Origin of the sequence: Shewanella sp. ENK2, assembly GCF_043568515.1 — a bacterium.
GTDB classification, from domain to species: domain Bacteria; phylum Pseudomonadota; class Gammaproteobacteria; order Enterobacterales; family Shewanellaceae; genus Shewanella; species Shewanella japonica.
In genome coordinates this window covers 390,767-403,064 of record NZ_CP171406.1, presented here as the reverse complement: position 1 = coordinate 403,064, position 12,298 = coordinate 390,767, and the positions used below count along the sequence as shown (strand labels likewise).

General features: G+C 40.8%; 10 protein-coding genes and 2 pseudogenes. 7 read left to right on the top strand and 5 right to left on the bottom strand.

The features are described 5' to 3' along the window. Positions 1–18: 18 nt before the first annotated feature. Positions 19–1,089 carry a CobW family GTP-binding protein gene (locus tag ACGEDC_RS01905; RefSeq protein ID WP_394496105.1) on the top strand — a complete coding sequence of 357 codons (1,071 nt, stop codon included), beginning with the start codon at positions 19–21 and terminating at the stop codon, positions 1,087–1,089. 57 nt (positions 1,090–1,146) lie between these two features. Here ACGEDC_RS01905 and nadK read toward each other — a convergent pair whose 3' ends face one another. Further along, the gene (gene nadK / locus ACGEDC_RS01900) at positions 1,147–2,025 is read right to left on the bottom strand and encodes an NAD(+) kinase (protein WP_055024988.1); all 879 of its coding nucleotides are present in this window, start codon (positions 2,023–2,025) and stop codon (positions 1,147–1,149) included. A 98-nt stretch (positions 2,026–2,123) separates the two neighbouring features. Between nadK and grpE the strand changes: the two genes are divergently transcribed. Next, the gene (grpE, locus tag ACGEDC_RS01895) at positions 2,124–2,741 is read left to right on the top strand and encodes a nucleotide exchange factor GrpE (protein WP_065108516.1); all 618 of its coding nucleotides are present in this window, start codon (positions 2,124–2,126) and stop codon (positions 2,739–2,741) included. A 186-nt stretch (positions 2,742–2,927) separates the two neighbouring features. Here the strand turns inward: grpE and dxs are convergent, their stop codons facing one another. The 3 genes from dxs to xseB are packed head-to-tail and all read right to left on the bottom strand — an operon-like array spanning position 2,928 to position 5,934. After that, on the bottom strand, positions 2,928–4,793 hold the full coding sequence (gene dxs, locus ACGEDC_RS01890) for a 1-deoxy-D-xylulose-5-phosphate synthase (protein WP_394496102.1): 1,866 nt from the start codon (positions 4,791–4,793) through the stop codon (positions 2,928–2,930). A gap of 20 nt (positions 4,794–4,813) precedes the next feature. Further along, positions 4,814–5,695 carry a (2E,6E)-farnesyl diphosphate synthase gene (gene ispA / locus ACGEDC_RS01885; protein WP_394496100.1) on the bottom strand — a complete coding sequence of 294 codons (882 nt, stop codon included), beginning with the start codon at positions 5,693–5,695 and terminating at the stop codon, positions 4,814–4,816. Positions 5,696–5,697: 2 nt separating this feature from the next. Beyond that, positions 5,698–5,934: an exodeoxyribonuclease VII small subunit gene (gene xseB / locus ACGEDC_RS01880; RefSeq protein ID WP_055024984.1), complete on the bottom strand. Its 237-nt coding sequence runs from the start codon at positions 5,932–5,934 to the stop codon at positions 5,698–5,700. 414 nt (positions 5,935–6,348) lie between these two features. Between xseB and pomA the strand changes: the two genes are divergently transcribed. The 3 genes and pseudogenes from pomA to thiI all read left to right on the top strand — a co-directional run bounded on the left by pomA (position 6,349) and on the right by thiI (position 9,914). Beyond that, positions 6,349–7,116 (top strand): flagellar motor protein PomA, encoded by a 768-nt coding sequence (gene pomA / locus ACGEDC_RS01875; RefSeq protein WP_055024983.1) that lies wholly within the window; start codon positions 6,349–6,351, stop codon positions 7,114–7,116. Between the two features lie 11 nt (positions 7,117–7,127). Further along, a pseudogene (locus tag ACGEDC_RS01870) lies at positions 7,128–8,051 on the top strand (flagellar motor protein MotB); the annotation flags it as partial. Between the two features lie 408 nt (positions 8,052–8,459). Beyond that, positions 8,460–9,914 (top strand): tRNA uracil 4-sulfurtransferase ThiI, encoded by a 1,455-nt coding sequence (thiI, locus tag ACGEDC_RS01865; protein WP_394496097.1) that lies wholly within the window; start codon positions 8,460–8,462, stop codon positions 9,912–9,914. Positions 9,915–10,086: 172 nt separating this feature from the next. Here the strand turns inward: thiI and ACGEDC_RS01860 are convergent, their stop codons facing one another. After that, positions 10,087–10,323 (bottom strand): hypothetical protein, encoded by a 237-nt coding sequence (locus ACGEDC_RS01860; RefSeq protein WP_394496095.1) that lies wholly within the window; start codon positions 10,321–10,323, stop codon positions 10,087–10,089. Positions 10,324–10,504: 181 nt separating this feature from the next. On the opposite strand from ACGEDC_RS01860, the pseudogene ACGEDC_RS01855 reads away from it, so the two are divergent. Together ACGEDC_RS01855 and ACGEDC_RS01850 are read left to right on the top strand one after the other, a co-directional pair. Beyond that, positions 10,505–11,415, top strand: a pseudogene (locus tag ACGEDC_RS01855) (transcriptional regulator GcvA). A 145-nt stretch (positions 11,416–11,560) separates the two neighbouring features. Then, positions 11,561–12,295, top strand: coding sequence for an alpha/beta family hydrolase (locus tag ACGEDC_RS01850; RefSeq protein ID WP_394496093.1), 735 nt, complete (start codon positions 11,561–11,563; stop codon positions 12,293–12,295). The last annotated feature ends 3 nt before the right edge of the window (positions 12,296–12,298 follow it).

Here is a 12,298-nt window from a genome sequence, read left to right as displayed (position 1 = left end):
TGAACAAGGAAATGTTGGGTGATTCTCAAGACTATCAAAACAAATGTAATTACGGGTTTTTTAGGCGCAGGTAAAACTAGCCTTATTTTGTCTTTACTCAAGTTAAAACCTGAAAATGAAACATGGGCCATATTAGTTAATGAGTTTGGTGAAATTGGTATTGATGCCAGTCTAATGGCTGGCACTCACTCATCCGAGCAAGTGGTGATTAAAGAAGTTGCTGGTGGTTGTTTGTGCTGTGCTGCTGGGATCCCGACTCAAGTTGCTATTAACCAACTGATTCAAAAAGCCAAACCTGACAGACTTTTTATCGAGCCTACAGGTTTAGGGCATCCAGCTGAGATTTTAAAGGTATTAACCAACGAATATAACCGCCAAGTACTATCGGTCAATCAAACGGTATGTGTGATTGATGCACGTAAAGTGCTCATTGAAGCTTATCGTGATAATGAAAATTTTAATCAGCAGCTACGCATTGCTGATATTGTTTATGCAAGTAAAGCTGACTTATATCAAGCACAAGAGCTTGAAAGCTTATCGGCACTAATTGGCCGAGTTAACCAAGAATCGATACTAATTAGCGCCAATGCTGAAAGTGCGATTAAATTGTTATTAAATGAGATTGATAAGCCACTTTTACCTCGCGCTAAATCGACAACACCAATTAAGCAATCTACTAGCTTGGGTAAAAGCACGTCATTAACACAAGGTTCAGCTTCAATATTTAAGCCTGTTTCTTCATCAGAGCCATTGCCGCAGCCTGTCGAGTTTAATCAAGGTGGTTATTGGGTTAAATCTAATCAAGGTGAGGGAGCATTTAGTATTGGTTGGATTTTTGAACCTCGTTTATGTTTTGAATTTGATAAGCTTATTAGTTTCATTAATCAATTAATTGCACAGAATGTGTTACGTATTAAGGCTGTGATGATCACTGAAGAAGGGATTGCGGGTTTTAATATGTCTGATGGCAAATTATCAGTGATGGAACTGGATGATGCGATGGATTCTCGCATCGAGATAATTTCGCTATCTGCACTAGATGAAACAACCCTTACCGAGCAATTGCTCGCTTGCTTAACAGCAAATTAAATCAGTTAACACAGGGAGTATTGATGCGCCTTCTGCGCGCATCAATATTTCAGCACCTTAAAATAACTTACTGCCCCAGCCCAATTTAGCTCTTAACACATTAAAGTAATTATGCCCCTTAGGGTGAATCATTCTAAGCCTGTCTTCACTGCGGCTTATTAAAATCTCATCACCAGGCAGTACAGATAAATGCACATGCCCATCACAACTTACTTCAAGGTTTTCGCCATTATCGGGCGAGACGACTAACTTAATTGTACTGCTTGCATCCACAACAATAGGGCGACAAGATAAGGTGTGTGGAAACATTGGCACTAAAATTAATGCTTGCAGGTTAGGGGTGAGAATTGAGCCGCCAGCAGATAATGAGTACGCGGTCGAGCCTGTAGGCGTTGAGACAATCATGCCGTCAGCCCGCTGACTATACATGAATTGATCATCAATATAGACCTCAAACTGGATCATGTGCGCCACTTTACCTGGATGCAATACGGCCTCATTGACAGCGGTATTACTTGATTTGAGCATGCCATGGCGATGGACTTCTGCCTCAAGCAAAAAACGGTACTCAGTGTCATATTGTCCGTCTAACACCTTCGACAACGACGCTTCGAAGTTATCTGGAGGTAAATCAGTTAAAAAGCCTAAATTGCCACGGTTTACACCAATCACTGCAATATCAAACCTAGCTAATACTCTGGCAGCTCCAAGCATATTTCCGTCGCCGCCTACCACAATGGCTAAATCGCAACGCTCACCTAATTCTGTTAAATCAACCGATTCAATGTCGACTTTCAGTTCTGAAGCGACACGTTCTTCGGCTAAAATATCGAAACCTTGCATCGACAACCAATGATGCAAACGCTTCAAAGTGAGGTTTGTACCCTTGTGGTGTGGTTTGCCGATTAGGCCAATTGTTTGGAACTTTTTGGTCATATTAGTATTTGATTTGCTCAAAGGCTTGAAACAAAGAAATTGATCCCCATAATATGCCCATAGTAATCAGAAACAAAGCATTTTTAGCTGGAGTGAAAATGAGCAACGAGTCAAATAAAGCAGATCAAGACGTTATTGATGCAGCTGAAACCACTGAAATCGAAACAGAAGTTGAAACTGAAGCAACACAAGAAGTTGATGAGTTAACTCAAGCTAACCTTAGAATTGAAGAGTTAGAACAACAACTTGCGGCATCTGAAGCAGCATTAGCTGAACGTAAAGATGTAGAAATTCGTGCGGCAGCAGAAACAGCAAATATCCGTACTCGTGCGGCTAAAGATGTTGAAAAAGCACGTGCATTCGCTTTAGAGAAGTTTGTAAACGAACTGCTACCTGTGTTGGACAACATGGAGCGTGCGTTAACAGGTGTTAATCCTGAAGATGAAGCGACTAAAGCTATCGTTGAAGGTGTTGAATTAACCATGAAAGGTTTCTTAGGTTCAGTAGAGAAATTCGGAGTGGTACAAGTTAACCCAATCGGCGAAGCATTTAACCCTGAACATCACCAAGCAATTGGTATGCAACCTAGCGCAGAATATCCAAAAGACACTGTCATGTTGGTTATGCAGAAGGGTTATACCTTAAATTCACGCTTACTCCGTCCAGCTATGGTTATGGTTTCTCAAGGTGGCCCAAGCGTAGATACTCAAGCATAGATACTTAAGTGCAGAGACTCAAACGAATAGGCTCAAACGAAGAGACTATTCAAGCTTTAAAACAGCGATTAAGTATCATAAAAAAAGGACTGCAATTGCAGTCCTTTTTTATGTCTTCTTATCGCCATTTAAATAAAATACTCGCTTCAATCGTTTAACTGACGAGGCAATCGAACAAGAAGTAAGTTAATCTAAATAGGCATTGATTTGAGCGAGTACACCTTCACCATCGAGTTTTAATTCTTTAATTATCTCATCGGGTGCGCCGTGCTTAATGAATTCATCAGGTAAACCAATTTGTAAAACAGGCTTAATGGTTTTCATTTTTTGCAATGCTTCAATAACACCGCTACCAGCACCGCCCATAATGGCGTTTTCTTCTAATGTCACTATCACATCATGGCTAGTGGCCAATTCAGCCAGTAAAGCTTCATCGAGCGGCTTAACAAAGCGCATATCAGCAACGGTAGCGTCAAGCGCTTCGCCAGCTTCTAAACCTGCGGCCAATGTCGTACCAAAATTAACAATGGCAATTCGTTTGCCTTGACGTTTTATCAAGCCTTTACCAATTGGCAGAGCAGTCATAACTTCAGTTTGCTCAATGCCAGTAGCACTCCCACGAGGGTATCGAACCGCGGTAGGACCGTCTTTATAGCAATAACCTGTATAAAGCATTTGGCGGCACTCATCTTCGTCAGATGGTGCCATTATGACCATATTAGGTACGCAACGTAAAAAACTTAGGTCAAATGCACCTTGGTGTGTAGGACCATCGGCACCCACAATACCACCGCGGTCTATGGCAAATAGTACTGGCAGTTTTTGTAAGGCGACGTCATGAATGATTTGATCGTAGCCACGTTGTAAGAAAGTTGAGTAAATTGCCACAACCGCATTGAACCCTTCACACGCAAAACCAGCCCCGAGGGTGACAGCATGTTGTTCTGCAATGGCGGCATCAAAGTACTGTTTAGGGAATTTTTGCGAAAACTCAACCATTCCCGAACCTTCACGCATTGCAGGCGTAATCGCTAAAAGCTTCTCATCTTCTTTGGCAACATCGCATAACCATTTACCAAACACTTGCGAGAAGGTTGGTGAGCTAGGTTTCGCTTTAGGCTTTCTAAATTGAGTGTGATCAAATTTAGGGACAGCATGCCAGCCGATAGGATCTTTTTCTGCAGGTTCATAACCACGACCTTTCTTGGTCATGATATGAAGAATTTGTGGACCTTTAAGGTCACGCATATTGCGCAATGTTTCGACTAACGAATCTACATCATGACCATCGATAGGGCCGATGTAGTTGAATCCAAGTTCTTCGAATAGTGTTCCAGGCACAACCATGCCTTTAAGATGCTCTTCGGTGCGCTTTGCCATTTCTTTAATGACCGGCATACCTTTGAGGACTTTTTTACTGCCTTCACGGATCGTGGTGTAAAAGCGGCCCGACATTAATTGTGCCAGGTGGTTGTTGAGTGCTCCGACGTTTTCAGAAATTGACATCTCGTTGTCATTTAGCACAACTAACATGTCATTGTGTAAATCACCGGCGTGGTTCATGGCTTCAAACACCATGCCGCCTGTCATAGCACCATCACCAATAACGGCAACAACTTTACGATCTTTTTGTTCTTTTTCAGCAGCCACTGCCATCGCTAAAGCAGCGCTAACTGACGTGCCAGAGTGACCAACACTGAACGTATCGTATTCACTTTCTTCACGCCATGGGAACGGATGCAAACCATTCTTTTGACGAATAGTATGCATTTGTTCACGACGACCAGTTAAAATTTTGTGCGGGTAAGCTTGATGACCAACGTCCCAAACTAAACGATCGAATGGCGTGTTATAGACGTAATGAAGCGCCACGGTCAATTCGACTGTGCCTAAGCCTGATGCAAAATGGCCACTGGAATTACTTACTGATTTTAGTAAGAATTGTCTTAACTCATCAGACAGCTGTGGCAGCATACCTTGCGGTAGCTTTTTTAAATCTTCAGGCGTATTAGCTTGTGCTAACACTGGAAATTGAGAATTATCGAAACTCATAATGAGATAAACTGTCTCTTTTATAATCTTCGCGCAATGATATAGCGGGCGAAGTCTGCAATTAACTGGCTATTGTAGGTCAATTTAGCCAGCGCTGAAAGTGCATCGTTAATTAGTTTTTCGGCGCATTCATTAGCACCGTCAAGTCCAAGTAAGCTCGGGAAAGTGCTTTTGTTGGCTTCTTCGTCACTGCCTTGTGGTTTACCAAGCTCTTCGGTGCTGGCAGTGATATCTAAAATGTCATCTTGAACTTGAAAAGCTAAACCAATATTTTCGGCGAATTCTCTGATGATTTGCTGCTCTGTGTCAGAGGCATTAGCGGCAATTAACGCTAATTCTGCGGCGCAACTTATTAACGCACCAGTTTTTTTGTTATGTAATTGGGTCAGCTGTTCAATATTAATACGTTTATCTGTCGAACTCAGATCAATTGCTTGTCCGCCACACATACCACTATAGCCTGAGGCTTTAGCTAGTGCCGTTACCATTGCCAATTGTTGCTGTGGGTTGATCCCTTCGACTGGCTGACAAATGAGCTCAAATGCCAGTGTTTGTAGTGCATCACCTGCTAATATCGCCGTTGCTTCATTAAAAGCAATATGTACGGTTGGTTGGCCACGACGAAGCGCATCATCATCCATAGCGGGTAAATCGTCATGGATTAATGAGTAAGCATGGACGCACTCAATGGCCGCTGCGGCATTATCGAGTATGCGATTATCAGCACCAAGCATTTCACCGATACTGTATACCATAAATGGACGAATACGCTTGCCGCCAAGTAAAGCACCATGAATCATCGCAGCTTTTAATTGGGGAGCATTATCATCAAGTTCATTTAGTTTTGCTTCAAGAACTCGATTGACACGTTGTTGATATTTTTCAATAGCTTGGTCTAACACGCTTATTCGCCTTCAACGGTAAATGGGGTCAGATTCGTATCATCTTCATCAAGTAGGATAGATACTTTTTGTTGGGCTTGTTCAAGCTTAGATTGGCTTTGACGTACAAGCTTAATTCCGCGCTCGAATTGTTTGAGGGCATTGTCTAGTGTGACTTCACCTTGCTCAAGATCTGCGACGATGTTTTCAAGCTCCGATAACGATTCTTCAAAACTTAGATTCTCAGGTTTTTTAGCCACAATTATGATTCCTTCTGATTTGCGGATGACAAGGTATATCAGGGCGACCTAAGGGTCAAATTCAGTCGTTGTTTATTTGCTCAATAGCACGCTTTAAGACTGAAAATTTATACAATTAGTAAAAAATCTCTAAACTTGGGCTAAGTTTGACCGATAACTATAACGAAAGCCAGTTTCCTTCATTCGCATTCATTTAATTGATGGCCCACTCGTAAATAGTGACCTAATAATTGATGAATTTTTTAGCACTGGCCGTTATTTTATAATCGAATGCTGTTTTTTCAGTGTTTTTTGATATTTGAACTATTATCCCTGTTGCACAGGGTGTTACATTGATACTGAAAAGATAAGTGCTGCGTTGGTAGTGATTTATCAGCTAAGGCAGCATTTTAAGACTGCAATCAAGGAGACATTGTGGATTTAGCAACCCTAATCGGTTTGATAGGCGCATTTGCATTTATTATTGGGTCAATGGTCAGCAGTGGTGGTATTTCCATCTTTGTTGATGTGCCGTCGATTATGATCGTATTTATCGGTTCATTGTTTGTGGTCATGATGAAGTACAATTTAAAGCAGTTTCTTGGCGCTGTTAAAATTGGTGCTAAAGCTTTTATGTTCAAAATTGACAAGCCAGAAGATCTCATCGAGCAATCAGTCAATATGGCAGATGCCGCTCGTAAAGGTGGTTTCTTAGCTTTAGAGGAAGCTCAAATCACCAACAGTTTTATGCAAAAAGCAGTTGATATGCTGGTTGATGGTCATGATGGCGATGTCGTACGAGAAGCCTTAGAAAAAGACATAGCCTTGACCGAAGAACGTCATAAAACCGGTATCGGCATTTTTAAATCTTTAGGTGATGTAGCACCTGCAATGGGGATGATCGGTACCTTGATTGGTTTGGTTGCCATGTTATCAAATATGGATGACCCGAAATCTATTGGACCATCGATGGCTGTGGCATTATTAACCACACTTTACGGTGCAATCATTGCCAACATGATTGCTATTCCAATCGCGGATAAATTGCAGTTAAGAATGAGTGAAGAACTCCTCAATCGTAATTTAATCATGGATGCTGTACTAGCGATTCAAGATGGTCAGAATCCACGTGTAATTGAAGGATTTTTGAAAAACTACTTAGCTGAAAAACAACGTCAAATCGATACCACGGACGGAGAGTAACTCATGGCCAAAAAGCCAAGTGTAATTGTCCGCCACCTGGCGCCCCTTTATGGCTAGCGACATTTGCTGATTTAATGTCGCTGCTAATGTGTTTCTTTGTACTGTTATTGGCTTTTTCCGAAATGGATGTGATGAAGTTCAAGCAAATTGCCGGTTCAATGAAATACGCCTTCGGGGTGCAAAATAAAGTCGAAGTGAAAGATATTCCCAAAGGTACCTCTGTGATTGCGCTGGAGTTTCGCCCAGGCAAGCCCGATCCTACCCCGATTGAAATTATTAACCAGCAAACCAACGAGATGACTCAACAAACGATTGAGTATCAAGCAGGTGAAGATGCCAGTGCTGGCGGCGTTCAAAAGCAACAAGGTGAAAACCGAGGCGGCAATTCTTCTGCTACTGCGCAGCAACAAGCTCAAGCTCAGCAATCTCAAGCTTCATCAGAACAAGAGAATATTAACGATCAAGTTAAGAAAATGGCTGAAAAACTCAATGAAGAGATTGTTGATGGTGCCATAGAAATTGAATCATTAGGTCAGCAAATTATTATTCGAATTCGTGAGAAAGGCTCCTTTGCTTCGGGATCTGGTTTTCTACAGCCTCGTTTTAAGCCTGTGGTTCGTTCAATTGGTGAGTTATTAAAAGATGTTCCTGGTATTGTCACGGTTTCGGGGCATACTGATGGAATGCATATTAGTAATGAGCTTTATAGCTCTAACTGGGACTTGTCTAGTAAACGTGCTGTTGCTGTCGCCCATGAGCTAGCAAAAGTGAAAGGGTTTGATGAAGCGAGAATGCAAGTGGTTGGTATGGCATCCAACGCCCCGTTAGTACCCAATGACTCTAACCAAAATCGCAGTCGTAATCGTCGAGTGGAAATTGCCATTGAGCAAGGTAAAGCTAAAGAGTCAGATGAAATTGAGGTTATGTCGCCATAGATTTTGCGCCATAGTTTTTGCACCATAGTTTTTAGCGACATACAGTGGCTTAATAATAACCTGTGGTTGGATTATTATCAGTGGCGTTTTTGTTAAGTTTGTTGTTTTGATTATTGTTTTTATGGTGAGTTATCAAGTCGTTTTAGTATCAGATTAATTCTGTTATTACTGCGGCTTTTTTATTGGCCTGAAGCCTGATAAATCAATAAGCCTGTGCTCAAATCTGGTGATTTATTGTGTTTGGTAAATAGACAATTTTTGTTATAATCCCGCCTTTAATGGCTGGTTGCTTTTCTAGCCATCATTTTTAAGCCTTTTTACATATTAAATTTTGATATATTTTTGTTTTATATCATTGGTTTAGTTTGCTAGTAAGGTAATACCGAAACAGAAGCCCGCGGAAATCCAATGAAGTTTATCGTAAAGCTATACCCAGAAATCATGATGAAAAGTAAAACGGTGAGAATGCGTTTTACTAAAATCCTTGAAACAAACATTCGCAATGTACTTAAAAAAGTTGATGACGATGTAAAAGTGCAACGCCAATGGGATCGTATCATGATCCATGTAGCGAGCGATGAACAGGCAAGAATTGATGCGATTTCAGCTAGATTAGAATGTATCCCTGGTATTGCTCATGTGATTCAAGTTGATGAATACTCATTTGAGTCAATTGATGACATTTACCAGCAAGTTTTGCCTGTATATAAAGATGAACTAGCTGGTAAAACCTTCTGTGTACGTGTTAAGCGAACAGGTAAACATGATTTCAATTCAATTGAAGTCGAACGTTATGTCGGTGGTGGTTTAAACCAGCACACTGACGCTGTTGGCGTGAAGTTAAAAAATCCTGATATGACAGTGAATCTTGAGATTGATCATGAAAAGCTATACATGGTTGTACGTCGTATTGAAGGTCTAGGTGGCTTCCCTATGGCGACTCAAGAAGATGTGTTATCACTAATTTCGGGTGGTTTTGATTCTGGTGTTTCTAGCTATCAGTTTATCAAAAAGGGCGCACGTACACATTACTGTTTCTTTAACTTAGGTGGCGCTCAACATGAGATTGGCGTTAAACAAGTTGCTTATCACTTATGGCAAAAGTATGGAGAATCTCATAAAGTTCGCTTTATCACAGTGCCTTTTGAGCCAGTTGTAGAAGAGATCCTTGAGAAAATCGACAATGGTCAAATGGGCGTTATTTTAAAGCGTGTGATGATGCGTGCGGCCACTAAAATTGCAGAGAAGTACGGTATTCAAGCACTAGTTACAGGTGAAAGTCTCGGTCAAGTTTCAAGTCAAACCTTGACTAACCTCAATGTAATCGACCGTTGTACCGATTTATTGATTCTGCGTCCACTGATCACCATGGATAAGCAAGATATCATTAATGAAAGCCGTAAAATTGGCACTGAAGATTTTGCTAAAGCTATTCCTGAATATTGTGGTGTGATTTCACAGAAACCAACAGTGAAAGCCATTTTATCTAAAATTGAAGCTGAAGAATTGAAGTTTTCAGAAGATCTTGTCGATAGAGTCGTTAATGACGCTGTCGTGATTGATATCAAGCAAATTGCAGAAAAGGTCGAAACAACGGTAAGTGAAACTGAAACAGTCGCTGCAATCGATAACGACGAAGTGGTTATTGATATTCGTGCTCAAGATGAAGAAGAGCAAAATCCGCTAAAAATAGTTGATACAGAAATATTGAAGATCCCTTTCTTCAAACTAGCCACTCAATTTGCAGACTTAAGTAAAGAAAAAACTTACCTATTGTATTGCGAACGTGGTGTGATGAGTAAATTACAAGCTCTGTATTTAACTGAGCAAGGCTACACTAACGTTAAGGTTTACCGTCCTTAATTGATTCGTCGATTCGAATTATTCGGATAAACTATGTTAATGCTAAATAGCCATTAGATTAATTCTAGTGGCTATTTTTTTACCTGAAATAGCTGTGAATATTGAATATAAAAAAACCACATTACCAATAAAATGGTTAATGCGGTTTTTTTGAAACGGTTTTTACAGTAAATTAATCAGCAATACGTGTTTCAGCCGTTTTGATTGTCGCTTTGTCTTCTTTCTCTTCGATTAGCGTGTTTTTCACGTTAACATCGATGTTGTTTTGCATTTCATTCATGCTTTGCTCAAGTTCAGCATTAATTGATGCTTGAAGGTCGCTGATATCAATTGTGGTATCATTTGCTGTAGCCATAAATGCACATGAAGAGAGTAAAGCAGCTGTTGCTAACGTTGTTAAGTTAAACATAAAGGGTCGCCTCCGAGGTGACAAATCACACTGTCGGACACTCCCTTATTACCTGGTAGAGATTGTCCAACTCACTAAATTTCAATGGTTATAATTTAAACGAACACAGTGTTCTTTACAAACGACAAAAAATAACGATAATCATTAGAAAAACTAATTAAAAAACGAGAGATTGATCACTATGTCGAGAAGATTGCCACCTTTGAATGCAGTCAAAGCATTCGAGGCTGCTGCGAGGCACTTAAGTTTTACTCGAGCGGCAGAAGAGCTATTTGTCACGCAAGCAGCAGTCAGTCACCAGATAAAAGCACTGGAAGATTTTTGGGCTTAAAACTATTTCGACGCAAAAATCGCTCGCTATTATTGACTGAAGAAGGTCAAAGCTACTTCCTCGATATCAAAGATATTTTTATCCAATTAGGCGAATCTACCGATAGGCTATTAGCCAGAAGCGCGATTGGTTCGTTAACGGTAAGCATGTCGCCAAGCTTTGCAATTCAATGGCTTGTGCCAAGACTTGCAAAGTTTAGTGAGAAAAACCCCGACATTGATGTGCGAATTAAAGCTGTAGATAGCGAGGTCGACTCATTGACTGATGATGTCGATGTCGCTATTTATTATGGTCAAGGTAATTGGCCTGGGCTACGTGCAGATAAACTTCGTAATGAAGTGTTAATTCCTGTTTGTTCACCGCTGTTATTGAGCGGTCCTAAGCCTCTTGAAAAACCCAGCGATTTAAAAAATCACACCTTATTACACGACTCGAGTCGTCAAGATTGGCAGGCTTGGTTTAGACAATGCGGGATTAGTGAAATTAATGTTAATTCTGGTCCTATCTTCAGCCATTCATCATTAGTATTGCAAGCTGCGGCTCATGGTCAAGGTGTGGCATTGGGGTATAGCGTATTGGCAAGGCCTGATATTAAAGCCGGTCGACTTGTGTGTCCGTTCTCGGAAGTATTAGTCAGTAAAGACGCTTATTACCTTGTGTGTCAGCAGAGCCACTCAGAGCTCGGAAAAGTGGCAGCTTTCAGAGAATGGATGGTAGATATGTTTGCTGAAGAGTCACGCAGTGAGCTATTAGCTGGTTAGATAAATAAGTCGTTACTTTCTAGAAGTGATTTATTACTTGCTGTGCTTAAGCTGCACGAAACTATGAGGCGTTTAAAGCAAAGTGTTGCTAAGAGGCCTCAACTTACCATTCAACAATTATTCATCAATAAGTGAACCCCAATCAATGACAGATAAGTTGTGCTCTAGTGAAATCAATGGTCAAGCAATAGAATATATTTTACAAGGTGAGCAGAGCAAAACCTTAGTGGTTTTTGCTCATGGTGCTGGCGCTAATATGCATCATGAGTTTATGGAGGCTGTGGCAACTGGACTGAGCCAAACTGGCGTTCAAGTGTTACGTTTTAACTTTTTGTATATGCAAGCCAACATGCAAGATGGCAAACGCAGACCTCCAGATAGGGCGCCAAAACTACTCAATCATTTTCAACAAGTATTGCAGCAAGTACTAGCGCAAAATAAACAGCAAACCTTAGCGGTTGAGAATATCATTTTGATGGGGAAATCTATGGGGGGCAGAATGTCGGCCACATTGATGACGCCAGAGTTAGGTGAAATGGCGAAGGTCGAACTTGTACCTGAATTTTCTGAGTTCGCTAAATTGATCAAAGGCGTGATTTGCCTTGGTTATCCTTTTGTTCCATTAAAAGGTGGAGAACCTAGGTTAGCACCAGTCAATGATTGCACTGTACCGTTATTAGTTATGCAAGGAGAGCGGGACAAATTTGGCGGTAAAGAAGAACTCCCGCAATGGCCTTTAAACAAGTCGATTGAAATACAGTGGATTAAGGATGGCGATCATAGTTTTAAACCACGGAAGTCGTCAGGGACCACATTAGAGGATAATCTGCAAACTTGTATTCAACAATGTCAGCATTTCATTAATGCACATATAAATTGATCA

Coding starts and splice junctions, on each gene's coding strand:
- nadK (WP_055024988.1), bottom strand. CDS start 2,025: ATGACCAAAAAGTTCCAAACAATTGGCCTAATCGGCAAACCACACCAC.
- grpE (WP_065108516.1), top strand. CDS start 2,124: ATGAGCAACGAGTCAAATAAAGCAGATCAAGACGTTATTGATGCAGCT.
- dxs (WP_394496102.1), bottom strand. CDS start 4,793: ATGAGTTTCGATAATTCTCAATTTCCAGTGTTAGCACAAGCTAATACG.
- thiI (WP_394496097.1), top strand. CDS start 8,460: ATGAAGTTTATCGTAAAGCTATACCCAGAAATCATGATGAAAAGTAAA.
- ACGEDC_RS01860 (WP_394496095.1), bottom strand. CDS start 10,323: ATGTTTAACTTAACAACGTTAGCAACAGCTGCTTTACTCTCTTCATGT.
- ACGEDC_RS01850 (WP_394496093.1), top strand. CDS start 11,561: ATGACAGATAAGTTGTGCTCTAGTGAAATCAATGGTCAAGCAATAGAA.